Source organism: Macrococcus sp. 19Msa1099 (assembly GCA_019357535.2).
Classification (GTDB): Bacteria; Bacillota; Bacilli; order Staphylococcales; family Staphylococcaceae; genus Macrococcoides; species Macrococcoides psychrotolerans.
On sequence record CP079955.1, the window covers coordinates 360,353 to 383,665 of the forward strand.

The window sequence follows — 23,313 nt, forward strand, 5'->3', positions numbered from 1 at the left end:
CTGCATTTTTAATCGATGGAGAAAAAGTTTATCAAATAAAGTATCACCTTAAATCTTTAACGAAAGATAACCTACGTATTGATATATTCGATACGTAGGTTATTTTCATTGTGGTTATAGAGTACGGGTAGTTAAAGTGATAATCTAAGTTAACTTTACCACCGAAGGATTTCTCCATCCCTTCGACTTGGTTTTTAATGGCTGCGTATGCAATATCTTTTGATGGTTCGTCCAAGTATCGTGTCGTTCCTTTTAATACGACTTTGCCTTGAATGACGATATCGAAGGTTGAAGAACCTGCATATGTCTCTTCTTCATGAATTCCAATCTTCCCTTGGTCTACAAAAGGAGAGAAGTGAATACCATAGGCCTCGTCGAGATTATCTAGAATGCCTGACGCATGGATATGATGATGCTATGAAAGCGATATTTGAAACTTTATTACCAGAGCAGCCGATTCATCAACTTGTGCTTCAAATCGATACAGACGATGATGAAGGAGTAGAAATTGCATGGCACGATGATGGTATCAGCAATATTCTAATGAAATCAGAAGATTTAAAGGTAATGAATTTTGATAAGTACATTTATACATGAGATACATTATAAGGAATACTGAGGTTCGTTTAACCAAATTAAAAAGCAAGATTTCTATATATAGAAATCTTGCTTTAAAATACGTAACTTAACTAAAAGTTTCGACTTTTGTGTTCACTCTAGACAGGTGAACTTTTTTTATCACTAAAAGGTTTGGTTTTACAGAATATATTTTAATATTAATATTCTATGTTTGGCATTGCGTTTACTTGTTTTTGATAACGCTTAAGGGCATAAAAACCAGCACCACTAATAATTGTTATGATTAATAATTTTTTCAAGCTCACCATTCCTTTATTTTAGCTATTTATTATTTTGGTAATAATTTAGTTCTAAATCTTTTGATGTTTGTTGACGAATTTTTTTCATCAATTCTGTGTCATCAATAAGTGATTGACCATATGACGGTATCATTTCTTTAATTTTAGGTGTCCATTCAGATTCATATTCAGGGAAGTTTTTCTCAAGCACTTCTAATGCGACTGAAACTGAAGTTGATGCTCCTGGAGATTCTCCTAATAGTGCAATCACTGTATGATCTTTAGAGTTAACAACTTCTGTACCGAATTGAATAAATCCTTTACCATATTCAGGTGTGTCTTTAATGACCTGTACACGTTTACCTGCTGTATATAATTCCCAATCTTCATCACGTGCTTCTGGGTAGAATGTACGTAAATGATTCATACAACCTTCTTTAGTCATTAAGATTTGGTCGATAGAATACTTGATTAAAGGTAAATTCTTAACTGCAGAAGATAATAATGTTGCAATATTATATGGTTTAACAGATTTAAATAAATCTAAATTAGAACCATTTTTTAAGAATTTAGGGCCAATACTTGCGAATGGACCGAATAGTAATGTACGTTCACCATCAATATAACGTGTATCTAAGTGTGGTACAGTCATTGGTGGTGTCCCATGTGGCTCTTTACCATAGACTTTCGCGTCATGTTGCGCGATGATGTCTGGATTAGTACAAATTAAGAATTGACCTGTAATCGGGAAGCCGCCTAGATTTTTACTTTCAGGAATACCTGTTTTTTGTAAAAGTGGGATTGCACCGCCACCAGCACCGATAAATACATAATCAGCAATTTCAGTTTGAACGCCACCACTATTAAGTTGACGTACTTTTACTTCCCATTTGCCATCTTGTCTTTGATTAAAATCGATAACTTCGTGATTGTACTGAACATCTGCATTTGGGTGCTGTTCAATATTTTGAGCCATTTTACGTGTTAGCTCTCCAAAGTTCACATCCGTACCTTCATTGATTTTACTAGCGGCCATAATATCACTTGGACTGTGACCTTGCATCATTAATGGAATCCATTTTCTCATTTCTTCGATATCTTCTGTAAATTCGATATTATCGAACATTGGAGATTCTTTCATCACATGATAACGATCTTTTAAGAATTGGACGTTATTTTTACCTCTAACAAAACTGATGTGAGGTAATGGTTGAATGAAGTCTTTAGGGTCTGAAATATTTTTACTTTTAACTAAATGTCCCCAAAACTGTTTTGAAATTTCAAACTGTTCATTAATTTCTTTTGCTGTTTCAATGTTGATTGATCCATCAGGTTGTTTCACTGTATAGTTCAATTCACATAAAGCAGCGTGACCTGTTCCTGCGTTATGACGCTCATTTGAACTTTCGAGACCAGGGCGGTCTAAACGTTCATAAAGTTTTATATTCCAACTTGGTTCTAATTCTTTAAGCATAGAACTAAACGTTGTACTTAAAACCCCAGCGCCAATAACAATAACTGTTTTTGACTCTTGTTTATTCATATGAATCTCCTTCCTATTGCTTATAAATGATAGTATAGTACAATCATGTTGAAATTTAAAATACTTAGCTTGGAATAAAGAAATAAATTTTATTTCATAAAATTAGTACTTAATGATTGTAGTATAGATACCTTGTGATTAGTAACGATAAAAATTTTAACGAGATAGTGAGCTATTGTAACATTTGGAGAAAAAGGTGCAGTATTTTATAATGGTCAGCTTGTCAATGAGCCGGGTATTAAAGCTGATGTAGTAGATACAACAGGCGCCGGTGATACATGTAACGGTGCACTTGCTGTGGCATTAAGTGAAGGGATGGCACTTGATGACGCGATCTTATTTGCAAATAAGGCGGCGAGTATTTCTGTAACAGGCTTAGGTGCACAAGGCGGTATGCCCTATAGAACGGTGATGACAGATGTATAAGACAGGGACGTTAAACGAGTGTGTATTTGTTCTCGATGATCAGACCGTACATGCTTGATTGAAGAGAGTGGTGAAGGTAAATTAGTATGGATGAATATCTTAACCGGTTAAAGATAAGGATGAAAACTTTCCGTTCGTGATGTTCGGCCCTGGAAATCCATCTTTGGCACATCAGACTAATGAATATGTTGAACAAGAAAAATACATAAAATTTATAGAAATCTTTAAACAGACCGCATTAGATTATTTAAACGAAAAAAATTAAAGAATCTAGGGTATAAACACATTCTTTTCCTAGTGAAATTTGACTTCAAGTGCTGACACAATTCATTTTAACTAAATGGTTAGGGTGCTTAGCTAACTAGATTTTACACCCTTATATTGCATCGATTGTAAAATTAAGCTAGACAACAAAAAAAGCCTTCTGTGCTAAACTCAATATGTATTTCCGACCAAAGAAAACATAAGGAGTTAGTACAGAATGGCCTGTAAACATCTTAACACGGATGAACTCACGTTCATGGAATCAATTTATCATCAAATCGAAGGTGAGAAATTGTCTACCTTATTTTGACAAACGAAAGGATTTAATACTTGAAGACATTGAATTAAACGTAGCGATTCATCTCATTAGTAGAAAAGGGAGTTAAAAATAAAAACTGTAATTGCCAAGTGCAATTACAGTTTCTTTATTTCAACCTTTAGATCTGATAATAAAGCGATAAACTTATCTCTATTCGCTGGAGCAACATATTCTAATAAGATACTTTCATATTTTTCAAACTTGCTGTCGATACTTAATTTATCTTCTGCAATGTGAGGATTTATTCTCTTGAGTAATGCGCCTTTGAAGATAAATTTAAGCGTTATACCAATTGAGACGCTTCTCGTTTTTGTATATTCGGGCAATAGTAGTTTGTAGTTATTAATTGTATTCTTAAGTTGATCACTCAGCTGAACACGTAAGCGAAGTTCTTTCGTTTCCAGTTCTTCCTTATCTATATATCTTAGTTTGATAGAATTATCGTGAATCACCTTATCCCAGTTCGTGATTGCCGCAACATCATCAATCGCTTTAGCGATAACCATTGCTTGCGTCATATTAGCACTTGCTTCTTCTTCATATTTTTCTTTCAGTAGTCTGAAGTATTCAGAAGTTTCTATTGAAATTCTAGCTTGAAAGTAATCCATTTTTCTCATCTTTGTAACTGAATTCATATTATCAGTGTATATGATATTACGGGAATTTACAAAGAAGATTCTTCAACCAGCTTGCTTATGATGGTAATGACTAGGGCAATGGTAATACTATATGAAAATGGTAAAAATAGGAATGAATTGTACGCGAGTACGATTTAACACCTTTAGCGTTAGGGAAATAGATAAAGCAATATCAAACTACTGGTTATTCAATCATCAAGATAACTTGTCAGATGAGTAAAAAGGCCGATTAAATTGTGCAAAGAAGTTCAACAATTAAAGATGGAAAACGATATTTTAAAGCAAGCAGCCCTGATTAGCAGTAATGCGATGGTTTTGTGATTGTAAATGAAAAACAAGCTGAAGAAGAGTCCTAGTCACTATACAAGTGAGATGTACCTTCTCTAAGTTTGTAGCCAATCAAAACTACATATATGAATAATATCAGTCCCCGCGTTTCGATTGAAGCGCGGGGTTTTATTGTTGTGTAGATTACGCATGGGGTAACGACAGAGAATAAAAGAATATATTTTATTATTTAAAAATTTTTTTAGGTTAACCTAAAGTTATGGTATATTATTGTATAAGGAGATGATAATATGAATAAAAGTCTGGAAGAAATAAATGGTAAGGTGTCTTTTGATAGTGAGGCACATGGCATCAAGAAAATGATTATGTATCTGGGACCAGGGCTGTTGGTAGCCGTCGGTTATATGGATCCAGGAAACTGGATCACATCAATGGCAGGGGGTGCGCAGTTTGGGTATACGCTGCTCTTTGTCATACTGTTATCCAGTCTGTCAGCGATGCTCTTGCAAAGTATGTGCGCGCGTCTTGGGATTGCTAGTGGTATGGACCTCGCTCAGGTTACCAAGCATATGAGCAATAAGCCTGTGTCCATCGCTGCATGGGTTGTTACAGAGCTTGCAATTATGGCTACAGATATCGCGGAGATCATCGGTAGTGCCATTGCTTTAAATCTGCTGTTCAACATTCCTCTAGTTATCGGAGTAACGATTACTGTTGTAGATGTCTTACTGCTGCTTGTCATCATCAAGCTGGGTTTTAGGAAGATAGAAGCTATTGTTGGTGTTTTAGTGTTCACGGTCTTATTTATCTTTATGTTTGAAGTATATTTTTCTTCACCTGAATGGAGAGACGTGCTGGAAGGATTTCTGCCAAGTACAGCTATCGCTACAAACAGTAACCTGCTATATCTTGCTCTTGGAATCATCGGTGCAACCATCATGCCCCATAACCTTTATCTGCACTCATCTATCGTGCAGTCTCGGAACTATATACGTGATAATGTTGCTAAGAAGAAAGAGGCTATTAAGTATGCAGTGATCGACTCACATATTCAGTTGACGATTGCTTTTGTAATCAACTGTCTTATATTGATACTTGGGGCTTCGTTATTCTATGGCAATGGAGAAGAACTCGGCAGATTCTATGATCTATATAATGCGCTAAAGGCATCGACATTCACAGGTGCAGTAGGCGGCGCATTGATGAGTACATTATTCGCTATAGCATTGTTAGCTTCGGGTCAGAACTCGACAATTACAGGAACATTATCAGGTCAGATAGTTATGGAAGGGTTCCTTAACATAAAGATACCGCAGTGGGCAAGACGACTGATTACAAGGATGATTGCTGTAATTCCTGTTTTCCTATGCTTGTGGTTGTATGGTTCAAGTGCAACAAAGATTGAAGATTTGCTGATTTTTACACAAGTATTCTTAAGTCTTGCGCTACCATTCAGCATTATTCCGTTAACGTTAGCAACAAGCAACAAAAAGATCATGGGAGAAGCGTTCGTCAATAAAACATGGGTGAATGTCATCGCCTGGCTGTTAACAGTAATCCTTAGCGTACTGAATATGTATTTGATTGTAGAGACGGTAAAAGAATTTTTATAATAATGATGTAAAAATTATATAATTGAATATGGCACTGTTAAAAATGGATATAATATACTTAGTTAAAAACTACAAATTAAAATTTAGAGCGTAGTGGATAGTATGAGTTTCTCAATGAATTTCAGAGTATTAATTATCTAATAAAAGTAATGAAGTTGGTAATAATTTTATATTAAACATAAATTGAATCATTTAATATAAACAAGAAATAACCTAGGTATTGATATGTTCAATACCTAGATTATTTCTTGTGTTTTTTATTGTCTATCACTCCATCCTACCGAGCACTACTTCCCCAAGTGACTTCGCACAGATCATCATCGACTCTTCATTAATTTCAAACTTTGGATGATGGTTTGGATATGGATCTGCTATTCCTTCAGGTTTAGCACCGACGATGTAGAAGGTTCCTGGTGTTTGCTTTAAGTAATAAGCAAAATCTTCTGATCCGGACAGTGTATCTCCTTCAATGACTTCATCAAAGTAGCTGCCTTCACTTTGTTTAAGAATATCTCTAACTGCACGTGTTTGTTCAACGTGGTTATAGAGTACGGGGTAGTTAAAGTGATAATCTAAGTCAACTGTAACACCGAATGCTTTCTCCAGCCCTTCGACTTGGCTTTTAATGGCTGCGTACGCTATGTCTTTTGATGGTTCGTCCAAGTATCGTGTCGTTCCTTTTAATACGACTTTGCCTTGTATGACGTTGTGCGTTCCTGGTGCTTCGAATGCGCCGATGGTTACGACGACTGAATTTTTAGGGTCTGTACAACGTGATACGACGGTTTGTAGTTGTGTGACAAAGTAAGAAGCGGCAACGATGGCATCCTTTGTATTCTGAGGCATTGCAGCATGGCCGCCTTTGCCTTGAATGACGATATCAAAGGTTGAAGAACCTGCATATGTCTCTGCTTCATGTATTTCAATCTTCCCTTGATCAACGAAAGGAAAGACATGGATGCCATAAATTTCATCGAGATTATCCAGGATGCCTGATGCTACGATATCTCTTGCACCACCTGGTGGTTTCTCTTCAGCATGCTGATGGATGATGCGGATTGTCCCTGATAATTCATCTTTTAGTTCGATCAGTGCATCGGCAAGTGTTAATAAGTACGCCGTATGGGCATCATGACCACAAGCGTGCATTAATCCGTCACGTGTTGATTTATATGCTAAGTTCGTTTCCTCATGTACCGGAAGTGCATCAAAGTCTGCGCGTAACCCGATGTTCTTCCCTGGGTTCCCACTTTCGATATCAACAACGACTGCAGTGCCGCCACCAACATTAGTATGTACTGTGACATCCTTTTCTTTATAGAAGTTCTCGATAAATGCAGCAGTTTCATGTTCCTCGAATGATAATTCAGGATGTGCATGCAAATAACGTCTGATTTCAATCATTCGCTCCTGCTTTTCATCTAGTTTCTTGAATAATGTGTCTTTGAGTGTCATATTGTATCCCCCTCATTTTTCTATAATATATCAGATTTAAGTTATGAAATGTTGCTGGGCGAAGTATATCGGCATCTACTGCTGACAATATAAAATTAAAATGAAATATAATTTTCATTTTTTAAGATAAAGTGTGATAAAAGTTACAGCAAAATAGTATGCATCGTGTCATAATTTCTTTTCGATATTATAAGAAACGGGGTCAAGCCATGAAGCAACTTCTAAAAGTAACGTTCACATTAAGTTTATTATTCTCATCTATTGGAGTGATAGATGACCAGCAGGCATATGCAGCAGCTATTGATAACAAAGGAATAGCGCCACAGTATCAGGACGGGCGTTTTAATACAGACACATTAGATGCGGGGCATGGCTATAGCGTAGGGAAGAGAACGTATATTGGTGACAAAGTGACCAAAGTAACGCTCTCGGCAAAAGGGAATCTGCTGACTATGTATAAAGAACGGGACAATAATAAGTTTCAGAAGGCGAGTAATAAAACACTAGAGAATAAAGTATGGGTAAATAGGAATGGACAATTGTTTGTATTGAGCACTAGCGCAAACTATCGTGCGATTAAGGGATTTAATAATAACGAGTTCTTTAATACAAGAAAATTTAATGATGAAATCATTAAACTCATCAACAAGGATAGAAAAACAAAAGGATTGAGTCCCCTGCAATATCGTCCTCAATTGCAAAGCGGAGTAGATGTCCGTGCGAATGAACTTGCAAGCTACGGCAAGATAAGGGTTAACGGTGTAGCACACGTACGACTCAATGGAGAGCGCTACCTCACTGCCTTTCCGGTGAATGTTCGTAAGCAGGTCGCAGGAGAAAACTCACTGCTGAGTAGCTACATGGGCAATCCATATACACTGGTTTCAGAAAGATATCTAGCTAAAGTATGCTTTGAACAATGGAAGAAGAGTCCGAGCCACTATGCAAGTATGATGCACCCTAAATTTAAGGGTGTTACCTCTTCTGTTAAGCTCGGAAAGGGCGATGGTACATTCTCGAAGTTTGTAGCGAATCAGAACTTTACATACAAATAGATACGAGTCCACGATTGACGATAAACAGATTCACTGAATGATCAGTGGATCTGTTTTCATATTAAACTTAAATTTTTTGTAAAGGCTTTCTTTACGAATTATGTCTAGTTTGTTAAGATTGTAAAGATAATGTAAATATAGAAAACAGGAGGAAATTTATGTTAAAGTTTTTACAACCTGCGCCTAAAGCACAGCCTTTAGACAGCAAAGAAGTTGACGCAGAGTACAAGAAGTTACGTCTGCAGGTCTTTATCGGAATCTTTATTGGCTATGCAGCTTACTATCTATTAAGAAAGAATTTCTCGCTTGCGATGCCGGCACTTATTGAACAGGGATTCACAAAGACCGATCTCGGTTTCGCGTTATCGGCGGTATCTATTGCATACGGTATTAGTAAATTTGTGATGGGAACGGTATCAGACAGGAGCCACGCCAGAAACTTCATGGTGCTTGGTCTTGTACTGACGGCAATCGTCAACTTACTGCTTGGCTTTGTTCCGTTCTTTACCTCCTCAATTGCCATTATGTTTGTCTTATTATTCTTAAATGGTTGGTTCCAGGGCATGGGCTGGCCGCCTGCTGGAAGAACATTAGTCCATTGGTTCAGTGTATCTGAGCGTGGGAGTAAAACAGCACTATGGAACGTTGCACATAACGTAGGTGGTGGAGTGATGGCACCGCTTGCTGTATTTGGTATCACACTGTTTACAACATACAACTTCGGCTATCTAAAAGGTTTTGAAGGTGCGTTTATCTTCCCGGCACTGATTGCCTTAGTATGCGCTGCAATAACGTTCTATTTCATGAAGGATACACCTCAATCACAAGGATTACCACCGATTGAAGTATATAAGGATGATTATCCGAATAAAGCACATGAGACATTGGAAGAAGAATTAACGACGAAAGAGATTCTCTTCAAATATGTACTGAATAACAAGTGGGTCTGGATGATCGCAATCGCTAATATCTTTGTCTACTTCGTAAGATATGGTGTATTAGACTGGGCACCGACGTATCTTAATGAAGAAAAAGGTTTTCAGCTTAACGAATCCAGCTGGTCTTACTTCTTATATGAATGGGCAGGTATTCCGGGGACCTTATTGTGTGGCTGGTTATCAGATAAGGTATTCAAAGGGCGCCGTGGTCCGGCAGGATTTATCTTTATGATCGGCGTAACGATCGCAGTAATCGTTTACTGGCTGAACCCTGCAGGCAACCCGTGGATCGATAATATTGCACTGATTACTATCGGGTTCTTGATCTATGGACCGGTAATGCTGATTGGCTTACAAGCACTGGATTATGTACCGAAAAAAGCAGCAGGAACAGCAGCAGGACTTACTGGATTGTTCGGTTACCTGGCTGGTGCGGTGATGGCGAATATCCTGATGGGAGTAATCGTTGATAACTTTGGCTGGGATGCAGGATTTATGCTATTGGTCGGAGCCTCCGTACTTGCGACATTAAGCTTTACCTTCACGTGGAACGTGCGTGGACAAGAAGTAATTAAATAGGACAAAAAATGCATAGAGTATTCTATGCATTTTTTTTATAATACAGGTAAGGAGGTGTGGAGAATGCTGAAGCTAGAACATATCAGTAAACGTTATAGAGAAGGTTATGTGCTCAAGGATATCTCATGTGATGTGCAGCTTGGTGAGTTCTTCGTCCTTGTCGGCCCGAGTGGCTGTGGGAAGAGTACGCTGCTAAACATGATTGCGGGTCTTGAGGATATCACAGAGGGTGAACTCTATATTGACGGACAGCTTGCAAATCATCTGCATCCGAAAGCACGTTCATTGTCGATGGTGTTTCAGAACTATGCGTTATATCCGCATATGACGGTTGAGAAGAATATTCTATTTACGCTAGAGAATCGTAAGGTACCTAAAGCGGTGCGTTATGACAGGATGTTAGAAGCGGCGAAGCTTGTTGGGTTAGAAGATTATTTGAAGAAGAAACCCGGCGAACTCTCTGGTGGCCAGTGTCAGCGTGTGGCATTAGCGCGTGCCATCGCCAGTGAATCGAAGCTGTGCTTAATGGACGAACCGTTATCTAACCTGGATGCCAAGCTGCGCGGCCAGATGCGTGTCGAGTTACGACAGTTACAGCAGCGCCTCGGTATGACGATGATTTATGTAACGCATGACCAGGTTGAGGCGATGACGATGAGTGATCGTATTATGGTCTTGAATGAAGGGCAAGTACAGCAGATTGGCACCCCGCTTGAAATTTATAATGAGCCAAACAATAAGTTCGTTGCGAGTTTTATAGGGTCTCCTGCGATGAATATTGTACGTGGTGATGTAGTGGATGGTATAGTGCAGTTCGGTGACTTCAATCTACCAATTAACATGCCGGTTGCTGATGGTGCGATAGAGGTAGGGTTCAGACCCGAAGATGTGACACGTGATGCGTTAGGGGCGCCCGTTACTGTAACGGCGTGCGAGATGTTAGGAGATACGACGGTCGTCACCTTCATAGTCAATGGCGCGCAATGTATCGCTAAGTTTTCAGAGCAGGTGATGCTTGAGATTGGTGATGAGATTCGCATCTCGATCAATGATAAGAAAGTTCAATATTTCGATTCTGAAAGTGGAGTAGTGATTAAATAAACGGGCAATCGCCCGTTTATTTTTTTTGAATGATTGTTAACTTATTTTAAAAATTAGTTTACAATATAATGGTGCAGTTATATTGTAAAAGTATACAGGGGGGATTTTATGTTAGCGCAACGTATTATTAAAGGAGAAAGTATTTCAAAAGCAGAAGCATTATCGTTATTTGTCGATAATAATATAGATACATATGACTTACTACATGAAGCATATCAAGTGCGTAAATATTATTATGGTCGTAAGGTGAAACTGAATATGATTCTTAATGCGAAGAGTGGGATTTGTCCAGAAGACTGTGGTTATTGCGGACAATCGAAACTGATGAAGAATAAAGACAAATATTTACTGGTTGATAGTGAACAGATTAAATCAGGTGCAGATTTCTGTGCAACACATGACATCGGCACTTATTGTATTGTTATGAGTGGGCGAGGGCCAAGTGATAAAGAGGTTGATCATATTGCAGATACTGTTGAAACAATTAAACACGAACATCCGCAGCTTAAGATTTGCGCTTGTCTCGGTCTGACGAATGATGAACAAGCAAAGAAGCTGAAATCGGCTGGCGTAGATCGTTATAATCACAATATTAATACGAGTGAAAATTATCATGACGAAGTCGTAACGACACATACATATCAAGACCGTGTCGATACCATTGAAATCATGAAAGCCAATAACATCTCGCCATGTTCAGGTGTAATATGTGGGATGGGTGAGACAGATGAGGATATTATTGATATGGCATTAGCGCTTCGAGCGATAGACGCAGATAGTATCCCGGTAAACTTCCTTCATCCTGTAAAGGGGACGAAGTTCGGTAATGAAGATAACTTAACACCAGAACGCTGTTTAAGAATATTATCGATGTTCAGATTGATTAATCCGTCGAAAGAAATCCGCATTGCTGGGGGTAGAGAAGTGAATTTAAGAACATTACAACCCCTTGCGATGCAGGCAGCAAACTCCATCTTTGTAGGAGATTATCTGATTACCAATGGACAGCCGAATGAACTCGATTATAAGATGCTAGAAGATCTAGGTTTTGAGATTGATATAAATGAATCTGAAGTAAATAAAGCAGCACTCAAAATTTGAGTGCTGCTTTATTCACTACCGTTATTAATCAGCGCAAATGGATAGACTTTATCAGCGCTTTCTAGAAGCTGTGATGCAACAACGGTCATCGTCCATCTGGAATTTACGATGTCGTCTATAAGCAGTATGTTCTTACCTGTGAGTTGCTCATGATTGACGATATGAATCGTGTCTTTAATATTTTGTTCTTGCATCATAGAATTTTTCATATCTCTTTGTGATGCGCCAGGACGTATCTTTTCCACAGCTTCGATATATTCGATGTTAAAACTTTGAGCAAGCTGCTCGGCCAATGTTTTGACGAGTCCTGGATTCCTTAAACTTGGAACGGGAACAATCGCATCAATTTCATTCTGATATATCATATCTTTCAAGAAATGGCGGACTGTTGCTACTGTTTTTTCAGAAACCTGATCGTGTTCTTTTTCTAGCATAAATCGTCTGCCGATAGGAGAATATGCATCAGTTGTATATGTCCATCCGGGTTGCATCTGTAAGTGTTCTTCAATCTTTTTGTTATAAGCTGTACGTTTTCTTGGTGCTATTTCACCATGTAACTTATTTTTATATTGCGTCGCTGATTCAAGGTATGGATTATCATTTGTCATTGGGACAAATATACGATTTCTGCAATAAGTACACATGCCACAGACTTCTTTAATGTCTGGGGCATCAAGTTCTTCGGCAATGTATTTCATATAACAGCCATCATAGTTGATAAATCGTTTGAGGTTGTTTAATTCATTCATGCGCGTATCATTGAGTTTGTTCTGAAGCTTCGCATTTGCAGTCGCATCAAATGTATTTTGTTCGTTGATGACATACTTTCTTTTGTGCAGCTCAATATATTCATGGACATAGAGATACTTTAGAACACCTGCAAGCTTTGTCGTATTCAAGTTGAAGTGTGGGAGTATCTCATTACGTGATAAGCCTTCCGGATACTGTCTCAGCAGATCGAGAATCTGTGACAATAGCTCTGGGTCTTTGTAAGATGAATCTATAAATGATTTGATAATTTCTTCATCTTCATCACCATGCAGAAGGATAGCAAGGGCAGGTTTTCCGTTTCTGCCTGCACGACCGATTTGCTGGTAATACGATATTAAGTTTTGTGGCAGTTGAAAGTGCATTACGAATCCGATGTCTGATTTATCATAACCCATGCCAAGTTTAATTGTGGCAACGATGACACGTAGCGTACCTTCATGAAAGCGTGCGAGTACCGCTTCTTCTGTGTTATTACCGAATTCATCCTGCATACCGGAGTAATAAGCTTCAGCGTCGATATTATGCAGTTTTAAGAACTCGGCTACTGAATCACATTCTTTTTTTGTGAGACAGTAGATGATGCCTTGTGACTTGCTTATGAAAGAGTGATTCAGTAATGCGTCAGTCACAAAAGCAAGACGCTCAACTTTAGATTGTACCGGATTAATTTGAATAGAAATATTATCGCGCATTAAGTTGCCGCGAAAGACAGCTAAATCATCACCGAGCTGATCTTTAATATCATCGATGACACGATCATTGGCTGTAGCAGTCGTACCTAATACTGCGATAGAATCTGGTAATGTCTTGAGTAAGTTGACGATACGTTGATAATCCGGTCTGAAATCATGGCCCCAGTCTGAGATAGAATGTGCTTCATCCACAACAATCAGCTCGATATCATTGATTGCAGTCAGTGCTTCTATGAAACGTGGATCTGATAATTTCTCCGGTGAGACGATGATAGCATCTGCTGCATCGAGGTTGGAATAGATGCTATCCCATTCATCGCGATTATTACTGTTGATTGTTACAACATTCAACCCGAGCTTTGCAGCTGCATCAATCTGGTTGTGCATCAATGCAAGCAGTGGACTGATAATGATCGTTGGACCACTGCCGTCTTCTCTTAATAGCTTTGTAGCTATAAAGTAAACGATAGATTTTCCCCAACCGGTCTTCTGTATGACGAGCACTTTTCTTTTATTTGCTACTGCTTGTATTGCTTCAAGTTGCCCATCGCGGAACTGAGCGACGTTGCCATATGACGTCTGTAATAACTGAAGTGCGCGACTTTCAATATTCATTATGGAACCTCCCTTTGATATTATCATAACATGCTTTTTCTATGCGCTCAGCTTATAAAAAGCATACAGTTCAATATGCTTGATTATTGCGTCTTACAACATATCATACGTAATATATTTTAGAATATGTATAAGGAGAGGATTATAATGCATAAACGATTATTAGACAGACTGAAAGCAAAAGAAGAGAAGATGATTAAGATTCGCAGATATTTACATGAACATCCTGAACTATCTTTTAAGGAAGAAAATACATCTGACTATATCGCAGATTTTTATAGAGATTTGGATGTTTCAGTCGAACGTAATATTGGACCCCGTGGGATTAAAGTTACGATTGATTCAGGGAATCCTGGCAAAACATTAGCTATCCGTGCAGATTTCGATGCGTTGCCAATACAGGAAGAAACAGGCTTACCCTATGCGTCTAAGGTCGAAGGTGTGATGCATGCATGTGGTCATGATGCACATACAGCATATATGCTCGTCCTCGCTGAAACACTTGCAGAACTGAAGGATACGTTTAAAGGTAAAGTAGTGGTCATCCATCAGCCTGCAGAAGAAGTGCCGCCCGGTGGAGCGAAGGCAATGATACAAGAGGGTGTCTTAGAGGACGTGGATCACGTATTAGGTTTACATGTCATGAGCACGATGAAGACAGGGACCATCTATTATCGACCTGGTTATGTTCAGACTGGACGTGCTTTCTTTAGATTGAAGATTAAAGGAAGGGCGGGACACGGTTCAAGTCCGCATATGGCAAATGATGCAATTGTTGCATCGAGTATATTTGTCACGAGTGCACAAACGATTGTATCTAGACGGCTTAGTCCGTTTGATGCAGGGGTCGTGACGATAGGTTCGTTTGATGGGCAGGGGCAGTTTAACATCATACAGGATACCGTATCATTAGAAGGTGATGTCAGAGCGCTGACAGATCAGACGAAAGAAGTAATCGAAACAGAGATTCGACGCATTGTTAAAGGGATAGAAGTGATGTTTGACGTAGAGTGTGAACTTGATTATCAGGATGACTATCCTGCCCTTTATAACGATCCTGAATTTACGCAGTACGTTGCAGATACACTTCAAAGCGCAGATCTAGACTTTGATGTTGCACTGACCGAGCCACAACCCCCATCAGAGGATTTTGCCTATTATGCTAAGGAGAGACCTTCATCATTTATTTATGCAGGGGCGAGCCCAGAAGATGGACATATATACCCGCATCATCATCCGAAATTTAATATCAACGAAAGATCATTACTGATTGCAGCTCAAGCAGTTGGCACGGTCGTCATAGACTATTTAAATCAATAAAAAGGTGCACAAATAAAAAATGATTGCAAAACTTCTCGAATTTCGGTACTATAGTATTTATTTCTTACTAAAACTATCGGAATTATAGGAGGTTAGTTATGGGCTGGACTATTTTTAGCGGTTTAATTATTGGTTTACTACTTGGATTTGTGATGCAGCGTACACGTTTTTGCTTAACTGGAGGCTTCAGAGATATGTACGTTCAAAAGAACAATAAAATGTTCTATGCATTGCTTGTCGCAATTACAATACAAGCGATTGGATTAGCAATATTAACGTCTTTACATGTGCTCGAAATTCCTTATGATGCATATTCTGTAATCGGTACGATATTCGGTTCATTTATATTTGGTGTGGGTATCGTTCTTGCAGGTGGCTGTGCAACGGGAACGTGGTATCGCGCAGGTGAAGGATTGATTGGAAGCTGGATTGCATTATTTATGTATGCACTGTTTGCAGCGATTACGAAGAACGGTGCATTAAAACCAGCGCTTGATAAGGTTAATGGTATGACTGTTGTAGAATCAAAGATGAGTACAATGTTTGGTTTACCCTATTGGGTATTAGTTTTAATATTAAGTGCACTTACGTTATTCTTTGTCGTTAAAACATTAAGAAAACCTAAAGTTGCGGTACCGAAATTGAAGCAAAAATTTACTGGCGTACGTCATCTATTCTTTGAAAAGAAATATCATCCTTTCTTTGCGGCAGTACTTATTGGGCTTATCGCACTTGCTGCATGGCCGATGAGTTACTCGACAGGTCGTAACTATGGTTTAGGAATCACAACACCGTCAGCCAAGCTATTACAGTTCTTAGTCAATGGTGATGTTACGCTGCTTGACTGGGGTGTATACTTGGTACTTGGAATTCTTATCGGTTCATACATTGCGGCAAGAGGATCAAGAGAATTTAAATGGCGTCTTCCAGATAAGATTACGATTCGCAACAGCGCAATAGGCGGTGCATTGATGGGGATCGGTGCAGCATTTGCTGGAGGATGTTCTATCGGTAATGGCTTAGTATCCACTGCCACGATGAACACACAGGGCTGGCTGTCATTATTATTTATTATTCTTGGAACTTGGTTTATGAGTTATTTCTTATTCGTGAAGCCGATGAAACAAGCGAAATCTGAAATCGCGGCTACAAAGGTTAAAACACAGACAGTATAGGAGGATAAATATGTTATATGAACTTGGAACTGTAGGAATGGTATGTCCCTTTCCTTTAATAGAAGCGCAGAAGAAAATGGAAGCATTAAGTTCAGGTGATGAACTTAAAATAGATTTCGACTGTACACAAGCGACGGAAGCAATTCCGAACTGGGCAGCTGAACAAGGCTACCCTGTTACAAACTATGAACAGTTGGATGATGCTTCTTGGACGATTACCGTTCAGAAAAAATAAACTAAAGGATCCGGAAAATTTTCCGGATCCTTTTTTATGTGTCTTTATTATGCGTAATGACCTTCGTCCCTTTATTATCAGCGATTTCATGTGCACGTTTAACGGCTTCAGCTTTAGTGGAGAAACTATCGGAGGCGCGCTTTGCACCTTTCGACCTAACTTTCCAAGTATCTTCGAAGTACACTTCTACATCATTATCCATAAGTTCTGGATTGCTCGTACCCTCGTCATTATGAAGCGTAATTTTTTTATTCTTTAATTCCTTAAGTTCTTCTTGTGAAGCGGATTGATACCACTTCTTAGCTTGAGCTGTTGCAATTGGAATAAGATCTGATTCTTTATAACCTTCTTTCAGCATCGCGTTTGCAATATCAATCGCTTTCTTACGTTCGAGCTGTTCAAAGTGTTTCCATGTGTCCGGATAATCATCCATTGTCCACATAATATCATCTCCTTTTATATACTATAACCGATTATCTAGGTATTAATCATCTGTAATCAGCGATAATCGATTCATAGTTGAAAGAATGGCATTTCTTTTTATATTGAATTTTAATGTGTGTGTTGCATTTATACAACTGTTTATGTAAAATACACATATAATATTTGAAATACAATCGATGAGGAGGAGATGTGATGGTAGAACAAAAGATAAAGAAGAAAGGGTTTATCGATCGATCTTTAGATATCATCGAGAAATCAGGGAATAAATTGCCTGATCCAGTTGTTATTTTTATTTCACTATGTCTTATCATTTTGTTTGCTTCATTTGTTACTGGAACGATGGGTGTTTCTGCTAAGAATCCAGCTGACGGTAAAGTGATTGAAGCAGTGAACTTATTAACGCCTGAAGGTATTGCTAAGATTATTTCAGAAGCAGTTAATAACTTTGCAGCATTTCCACCACTTGGCCTCGTCCTTGTTGTGATGATTGGTGTAGGAGTTGCAGAGAAAACGGGGTACTTTGAGACGTTAATGAAGTATACCATCGAGAAGACACCGCGCAAGATTATTGTTCCAATGATTATATTGGTAGGAATCCTTGGAAATGCTGCGGGTGATGCGGCACCAATCGTACTTCCTCCAATCGCTGCGATGGTCTTTATTAAGCTTGGTTATCATCCGGTCGCAGGGCTTGTTATGGCTTATGCCTCAGCGCTCGGTGGGTATTCAGCAAGTTTGATGATTGGGATGAGTGATGCATTAATCGTGTCGTTTACAGAACCAGCGGCGAAACTTGTCGATGATAGTGTTCCAGTAAATGCGGTGATGAACTACTATTTCCTATGTGTGTCTACAGTAGTGTTACTCATTGCTGCTTGGTTCGTTACAGTCAAGATAACAATACCTAGATTTGGAGCATATAAAAGCGATGTGCATACTGCTGCTGAAGATGTCACTCCAATAGAACGTAAAGCAATGATCTATGCAAATATTGCATTGCTGATTGCGATGGTGATTGTGATGTTTTTAGCGGTTCCTGAGAATGGATTATTGAGAAATGCGAAAACAGGAAGCCTTATTCAGGACTCTCCACTTATGAATGGAATCGTTCCAATTATAACAGTGCTGTTCTTCGTGCCAGGACTGGTCTATGGCTTTGTAGCAGGGACGATGCGTTCTACGAAGAAGTTTGCAGAGATGCTAGGGGATGCGATGAGTACGATGGGACCATTTATCGTAATCGTATTCTTCGCTGCACAAATGCTTGCGTATTTTAAATGGAGTAATCTTGGAACGATCATCGCGATTAAAGGGGCGGAGGCTTTGCAAGGGCAAAACGGCGTTGTACTGATACTCGGCGTATTAGCTTTGTCTGCGTTTATCAATATGCTGATTGGTAGTGCATCAGCCAAGTGGGCAATCATGGCTCCTATCCTAGTTCCGATGTTGATGTTACTCGGATTCCATCCAGCATTTACACAAGTAATCTACCGTGTCGGAGATTCGATAACAAATCCGATTACACCGATGATGCCTTACTTACCACTATTATTGTCTTATGCACAACGCTATGTGAAGGATATCGGCCTTGGAACATTGATTGCAGCATTGATGCCGTTCTCTGTAGCATTCGGTATATTCTGGACAATATTATTAATTGTTTGGTATTTAACAGGACTTCCAGTGGGACCAGGAGGACCGATCCATTTGAAATAGGGTGTAGAATTTAAGAGTGAAATTGGCGCCGTGCCAAATTCGGACAGGAAAAGAAGAGTGAAATTGGCGCCATGCCAAATTCGGGCAGAAAAAGAAGAGCGAAATTGGCGCCATGCCAAATTCGGGCAGAAAAATAAAAGTGAAATTGGCGCCGTGCCAAATTCGGGCAAGAAAAGAAGAGCGAAATTGGCGCCGTGCCAAATTCGATATATGATTGACTTAAGGTCTTAAGAAAGATGTCAATAAAATGGCATCTTTTTTTATGTTAAAATGGAATAAACTAGAAAAAGAGGTGTGGCAATGAATTCATATTTATCATTTTGGAAGCGAGCATTTGATTTTAAAGGAAAGTCTTCTGTAAATGACTTTAAAATACCATTCAATTTTCATTTGTTATTAGCTTTCATTATTTTTCCTTTCGTACATAGTTTTGTTGGTGGAAAGCTGTGGACAATACAAGATATCAAGATAGGTAATTTAATGATACCAATTAAGATTTCAAGTTGGGTACTTTATTTATATGTCATTACATACATTCCTACACTTGCTTTAACAATGAGAAGATACCACGATTTAAATGAAGAAAAAGAAATGGGATTATTATTTGTAACATTTCCGCTTATTTATATCATTGGGACGTTTATGCTACTTATTGCTGGGCAGGGATTACCTGATACTTTGATGGTCTCAATCATTATCGTCATCCTCCTGATCCTACCTTTAATATGGTTTATTGCAGAATGGTTTAAATTATCATTTAAAAGTATAAAGTAATATAATTAGGGTGAAGGAGGCGTTAATTTTGAAAAAATTACTTAAAGAAAAGACATCGTTTGTATCAGATATGTTAAAAGGAATGGCTCTTACTGATGAATCTCATGAAGTGGTTGCAGATTCTATTATTGTACGTAAAGAAAAGAAGATAGGAAAAGTTGCACTTGTATCAGGCGGTGGTAGTGGCCATGAGCCGGCACATGCTGGTTATGTTGCTGAGGGCATGCTAGATGCAGCAGTTTGCGGTGAGGTATTTACTTCTCCAACACCGGATAAAGTTCTTGAAGCCATTAAATCAGTTGCAACAGATGCGGGTGTATTACTGATTATTAAAAATTATGCCGGAGATGTCATGAATTTTGAGATGGCGATGGAACTTGCTGAAATGGAAGGAATAAAGGTTGATCGCGTGATTGTACGTGATGATGTTGTAATTGAGAATAAAGAGCAACGCCGCGGTGTGGCAGGTACGGTCATCGTTCACAAAGTTGCAGGTTATTATGCTGAACAAGGGTTATCATTAGAAGAAATTAAATCAAAAGTTGAAGCATTACTTCCGAATATTGCAACCATCGGAATGGCGATTAAGCCTTGTATGGTCCCTACAACAGGTCGATATGGATTTGACCTGGCAGATGACGAAATGGAGATTGGTATTGGGATTCATGGTGAGAAAGGAATTTATCGTGAAAAGATTGAACCAATTGATAAGGTTATCGAAAGGCTGATGACTGAAATAGAAGCGAATTTAGAGTTTGATGACGCAGTAGTAATGCTTAATGGCATGGGAGGTACACCGCTAAGTGAGCTTTCGGTAGCCGCGCATTACTTAGATGAATATTTTAAATCAAAAAACAAATCAATTACTAAATTTCTTGTAGGTGACTATATGACAGCATTAGATATGCAAGGATTTTCGATTACAGTAGTCAAATCAGATGAAGCATTGATTGAAGCATTAAGTGCAAATACTAAAAGCAAATATTTTTTGTAGGAGTGGTTGGATGAATGCACAAGAACTTTCAGTAAATTTAAAGGCATTATATAAAGTATTTGAAGAAAATGAAATATTGCTTACAAACTTAGACCGTGAAATCGGTGATGGCGATCATGGTGTGAATATGCTCCGAGGATTTAAAGCAGTCGATGAAAAGTTGTCAGGTGATACGATCAGTGAAGTCTTGAAAAATTGTGGTATGACACTGATGAGTGTTGTCGGTGGGGCGTCAGGTCCGTTGTATGGTTTCTCATTTGTAAAGATGTCACAAGTTGCTGAAGAAGAAATTAGCCGTGACAATGTTAGTAAGCTTATTGAAGCTTTTAAAGATGCGGTTGCAAGCCGTGGTCAAGTTTCAGGTGGAGAAAAGACGATGTATGATGTGATCAGTAAAGTTAGTGATGCATTGAATCAAGGTAATATCCCATCGATTGAAGCATTACAGCAGTATGCAGAAGAAACGAAGGATATGATGGCGACAAAAGGTCGAGCAGCTTATTTTAAAGAACAGTCGGTAGGTACAATTGATCCTGGTGCACAGAGTAGTGTATGGGTGTTAGATGCCTTACTTTCGGGAGTGAGATAATGGAAATATTAATTGTAAGTCACAGTGAAGCTATTGCTAAAGGGGTTAAAGCTTTGCTTGAACAAATGGCACAAGATGTTGTTGTAAAGGTTACTGGAGGTATAGATGGAGAGATTGGTACGTCTATAGATGATATTATGCAAATGTTTGATAGTGTCGAAGGAGAAGCACTTTGCTTTTATGACATCGGATCTAGTAAGATGAATATAGAGATGGCCTTAGAAATGAATGACTATAGTAATATCCATATTGCACATTATCCGATTGTTGAAGGTGCATTTCTAGCAAGTGTAGAAAGTAAGATTGGTAAAGGCTATAAAGAAATACTGGAAAGCTTAAGTAACAACTTTAAAGAAAAATAAAAAAGCGCGAAATTGGTGGTGTGCCAATTTCACGCTTTTTTATATCATATTTATTATCATCTTAATTGCAGCAAGGGCAATCAATAGTGCGAGTATTACTCTTAATAATTGCTGGTTCGTCCTCTTTGATACTTTCGTTCCGATAGGCGCAAATAACAAACTTGCAATGACTAAAGGAATCATCATTACAAAATCAATTTGACCTGTCATCGACTTCATGAGAAATGTGCCAATGGATGAGATAAATGCAATCACAATGCTACTCGCAACTACACTTCTGAAAGGTGCTTTAAAAATTGCAAGCAATACAGGAACAATAATGAATGCGCCCCCTGCACCGACGATTCCAGAGAGTATCCCTATCGTAAGTGCTGTGATAAATAGTGCGATTTTATTGAAGTGTGTGCACTCATTCTCTGGCTTTACTTTGACAAACATTAAAAATACGGCAACTATTGCTAAAAATGTATAGACGATATTGATTAATGATTCATCAAATATTGAAGCACTATATGCGCCGATTAAACTTCCAAGGAATATACCAGCTCCCATTGGTACAATGATCCCTTTATTGAGGTCAGGGTTATGCCGCTGACTCATGCCGCCGCTCATCGTACTAAAGAATACTTGTGCTGCCGTGAGTCCGGATGCAATTTCTGGTGTTATCTTATATCCGAATATTGGTGGAATAAATAGCAGCATCGGATAAATTACAATAGCTCCCCCGATTCCGACAAGTCCTGATATAAATGCACCAAATGCTCCAATTAAAGAGAGAATTAAGATTAAAGACGTGCCCATTCGATCATGCCGCCTTGGACATTTGTCGTCTTAATATCAAACTGTTCCAAATAGTCACATGCCATACCACTTCGGTTACCTGAACGGCAAATAATAATGTAGTCATCGTCTTTATTAAAGTCACTTACATGCTGATCCAGTTCAGATAATGGAATATTTTTAGCATCTTCAATATGTCCTGCTTCAAATTCATCAATTTCTCTAACATCGATTAACAGTACTTCGGCATTTTGTTCTAATAGTTGTTTTAAACTTTTTACTGTAATTGTATTCATATGCATTACCTGCTTTTTATTAGTAGATTTACTGCTTCTTTTACAAAATTGTCAGTATCCGTATTATTTTTTACGTTCTCTTTTACACATTCTGCTAAATTCTCACTTACAATGACGCCGATTAATCGTTCAATCCCACTTCGGGAAGCACTAAGCTGTGTTACGACATCTTTGCAATCTTTGTTTTCTTCCATCATCTTCAGGACGCCATTTAATTGTCCTTGCAGACGCTTTAGACGATTGATCTGATTTTTATCGTATTTCATAATGATCCTTCTTTCTAATTTATTGATATCCATACTATATACCCCTCTAGGTATCTGTGTCAATTAAAAAAATACCCCCATAGGTATTTGACAAATGAATATTGTTC

Annotated in this window: 23 protein-coding genes and 1 pseudogene; 15 read left to right on the forward strand and 9 right to left on the reverse strand. The window is 38.4% G+C overall.

The genetic code is table 11. The annotated features are described in order from the left end of the window. Window positions 1-417 precede the first annotated feature (417 nt). A complete protein-coding gene (locus tag KYI10_01935; GenBank protein ID QYA33224.1) occupies window positions 418-597 on the forward strand; it encodes a DUF1963 domain-containing protein in 180 nt (59 codons plus the stop codon). Between the two features lie 179 nt (window positions 598-776). Here the strand turns inward: KYI10_01935 and KYI10_12610 are convergent, their stop codons facing one another. Together KYI10_12610 and lqo are read right to left on the reverse strand one after the other, a co-directional pair. Beyond that, window positions 777-878, reverse strand: a complete 102-nt coding sequence (locus KYI10_12610; GenBank protein ID XBW67569.1) for an SE2200 family small protein — start codon at window positions 876-878, stop codon at window positions 777-779. Window positions 879-900: 22 nt separating this feature from the next. Further along, window positions 901-2,400, reverse strand: coding sequence for an L-lactate dehydrogenase (quinone) (gene lqo / locus KYI10_01940; GenBank protein ID QYA33225.1), 1,500 nt, complete (start codon window positions 2,398-2,400; stop codon window positions 901-903). Window positions 2,401-2,574: 174 nt separating this feature from the next. Here lqo and KYI10_01945 point away from each other — a divergent pair. Beyond that, window positions 2,575-2,826 (forward strand): annotated as a pseudogene (locus tag KYI10_01945) (PfkB family carbohydrate kinase). Between the two features lie 678 nt (window positions 2,827-3,504). On the opposite strand, the gene KYI10_01950 reads toward KYI10_01945, so the two are convergent. Further along, on the reverse strand, window positions 3,505-4,044 hold the full coding sequence (locus tag KYI10_01950; GenBank protein ID QYA33226.2) for a hypothetical protein: 540 nt from the start codon (window positions 4,042-4,044) through the stop codon (window positions 3,505-3,507). Window positions 4,045-4,625: 581 nt separating this feature from the next. Between KYI10_01950 and KYI10_01955 the strand changes: the two genes are divergently transcribed. Further along, entirely contained in the window at window positions 4,626-5,948 is a 1,323-nt protein-coding gene (locus tag KYI10_01955) for an Nramp family divalent metal transporter (protein ID QYA33227.1), read from the forward strand. A gap of 267 nt (window positions 5,949-6,215) precedes the next feature. Here the strand turns inward: KYI10_01955 and KYI10_01960 are convergent, their stop codons facing one another. Then, entirely contained in the window at window positions 6,216-7,403 is a 1,188-nt protein-coding gene (locus KYI10_01960; GenBank protein QYA33228.1) for an amidohydrolase, read from the reverse strand. A gap of 209 nt (window positions 7,404-7,612) precedes the next feature. Here KYI10_01960 and KYI10_01965 point away from each other — a divergent pair, with 209 nt between their 5' ends. The 4 genes from KYI10_01965 to bioB all read left to right on the forward strand — a co-directional run bounded on the left by KYI10_01965 (window position 7,613) and on the right by bioB (window position 12,177). Then, the gene (locus KYI10_01965; protein QYA33229.1) at window positions 7,613-8,458 is read left to right on the forward strand and encodes a CAP domain-containing protein; all 846 of its coding nucleotides are present in this window, start codon (window positions 7,613-7,615) and stop codon (window positions 8,456-8,458) included. Window positions 8,459-8,616: 158 nt separating this feature from the next. Next, window positions 8,617-9,975 carry a glycerol-3-phosphate transporter gene (gene glpT / locus KYI10_01970; protein QYA33230.1) on the forward strand — a complete coding sequence of 453 codons (1,359 nt, stop codon included), beginning with the start codon at window positions 8,617-8,619 and terminating at the stop codon, window positions 9,973-9,975. A gap of 63 nt (window positions 9,976-10,038) precedes the next feature. Then, window positions 10,039-11,076: an ABC transporter ATP-binding protein gene (locus KYI10_01975; GenBank protein QYA33231.1), complete on the forward strand. Its 1,038-nt coding sequence runs from the start codon at window positions 10,039-10,041 to the stop codon at window positions 11,074-11,076. A gap of 108 nt (window positions 11,077-11,184) precedes the next feature. Then, window positions 11,185-12,177, forward strand: coding sequence for a biotin synthase BioB (bioB, locus tag KYI10_01980; GenBank protein QYA33232.1), 993 nt, complete (start codon window positions 11,185-11,187; stop codon window positions 12,175-12,177). 8 nt (window positions 12,178-12,185) lie between these two features. Here bioB and KYI10_01985 read toward each other — a convergent pair whose 3' ends face one another. Then, entirely contained in the window at window positions 12,186-14,255 is a 2,070-nt protein-coding gene (locus KYI10_01985; GenBank protein ID QYA33233.1) for a RecQ family ATP-dependent DNA helicase, read from the reverse strand. Between the two features lie 147 nt (window positions 14,256-14,402). Between KYI10_01985 and KYI10_01990 the strand changes: the two genes are divergently transcribed. The 3 genes from KYI10_01990 (at window position 14,403) to KYI10_02000 (ending at window position 16,985) form a co-directional block, all read left to right on the forward strand. After that, window positions 14,403-15,575 (forward strand): M20 family metallopeptidase, encoded by a 1,173-nt coding sequence (locus tag KYI10_01990; protein QYA33234.1) that lies wholly within the window; start codon window positions 14,403-14,405, stop codon window positions 15,573-15,575. Window positions 15,576-15,673: 98 nt separating this feature from the next. Beyond that, complete coding sequence (locus KYI10_01995; protein ID QYA33235.1) at window positions 15,674-16,750, forward strand: YeeE/YedE family protein; 1,077 nt, start codon at window positions 15,674-15,676, stop codon at window positions 16,748-16,750. A gap of 10 nt (window positions 16,751-16,760) precedes the next feature. Continuing rightward, window positions 16,761-16,985, forward strand: coding sequence for a sulfurtransferase TusA family protein (locus KYI10_02000; protein QYA33236.1), 225 nt, complete (start codon window positions 16,761-16,763; stop codon window positions 16,983-16,985). 34 nt (window positions 16,986-17,019) lie between these two features. Here the strand turns inward: KYI10_02000 and KYI10_02005 are convergent, their stop codons facing one another. Continuing rightward, window positions 17,020-17,430, reverse strand: a complete 411-nt coding sequence (locus tag KYI10_02005) for a DUF2188 domain-containing protein (GenBank protein QYA33872.1) — start codon at window positions 17,428-17,430, stop codon at window positions 17,020-17,022. A 191-nt stretch (window positions 17,431-17,621) separates the two neighbouring features. Here KYI10_02005 and KYI10_02010 point away from each other — a divergent pair, with 191 nt between their 5' ends. From KYI10_02010 to dhaM, 5 genes are all read left to right on the forward strand, one after another. Beyond that, window positions 17,622-19,145, forward strand: a complete 1,524-nt coding sequence (locus KYI10_02010) for an AbgT family transporter (GenBank protein ID QYA33237.1) — start codon at window positions 17,622-17,624, stop codon at window positions 19,143-19,145. 300 nt (window positions 19,146-19,445) lie between these two features. Next, entirely contained in the window at window positions 19,446-19,919 is a 474-nt protein-coding gene (locus KYI10_02015) for a DUF805 domain-containing protein (GenBank protein QYA33238.1), read from the forward strand. Window positions 19,920-19,947: 28 nt separating this feature from the next. Next, entirely contained in the window at window positions 19,948-20,913 is a 966-nt protein-coding gene (gene dhaK / locus KYI10_02020) for a dihydroxyacetone kinase subunit DhaK (GenBank protein ID QYA33239.1), read from the forward strand. Between the two features lie 10 nt (window positions 20,914-20,923). Next, the gene (gene dhaL / locus KYI10_02025) at window positions 20,924-21,502 is read left to right on the forward strand and encodes a dihydroxyacetone kinase subunit DhaL (GenBank protein ID QYA33240.1); all 579 of its coding nucleotides are present in this window, start codon (window positions 20,924-20,926) and stop codon (window positions 21,500-21,502) included. Continuing rightward, window positions 21,502-21,864, forward strand: coding sequence for a dihydroxyacetone kinase phosphoryl donor subunit DhaM (gene dhaM / locus KYI10_02030; GenBank protein QYA33873.2), 363 nt, complete (start codon window positions 21,502-21,504; stop codon window positions 21,862-21,864). Before dhaL ends, dhaM begins: the two co-directional genes overlap by 1 nt. A gap of 39 nt (window positions 21,865-21,903) precedes the next feature. On the opposite strand, the gene KYI10_02035 is transcribed toward dhaM, so the two are convergent. From KYI10_02035 to KYI10_02045, 3 genes are read right to left on the reverse strand one after another with little or no spacing between them, the layout of a single operon-like run. Further along, window positions 21,904-22,665, reverse strand: coding sequence for a sulfite exporter TauE/SafE family protein (locus KYI10_02035; GenBank protein QYA33241.1), 762 nt, complete (start codon window positions 22,663-22,665; stop codon window positions 21,904-21,906). Beyond that, entirely contained in the window at window positions 22,650-22,940 is a 291-nt protein-coding gene (locus tag KYI10_02040; GenBank protein ID QYA33242.1) for a rhodanese-like domain-containing protein, read from the reverse strand. The genes KYI10_02035 and KYI10_02040 overlap by 16 nt, the downstream gene beginning before the upstream one ends. 5 nt (window positions 22,941-22,945) lie before the next feature. Continuing rightward, window positions 22,946-23,206 carry a metal-sensitive transcriptional regulator gene (locus KYI10_02045; GenBank protein QYA33874.1) on the reverse strand — a complete coding sequence of 87 codons (261 nt, stop codon included), beginning with the start codon at window positions 23,204-23,206 and terminating at the stop codon, window positions 22,946-22,948. Between the last annotated feature and the right edge of the window lie 107 nt (window positions 23,207-23,313).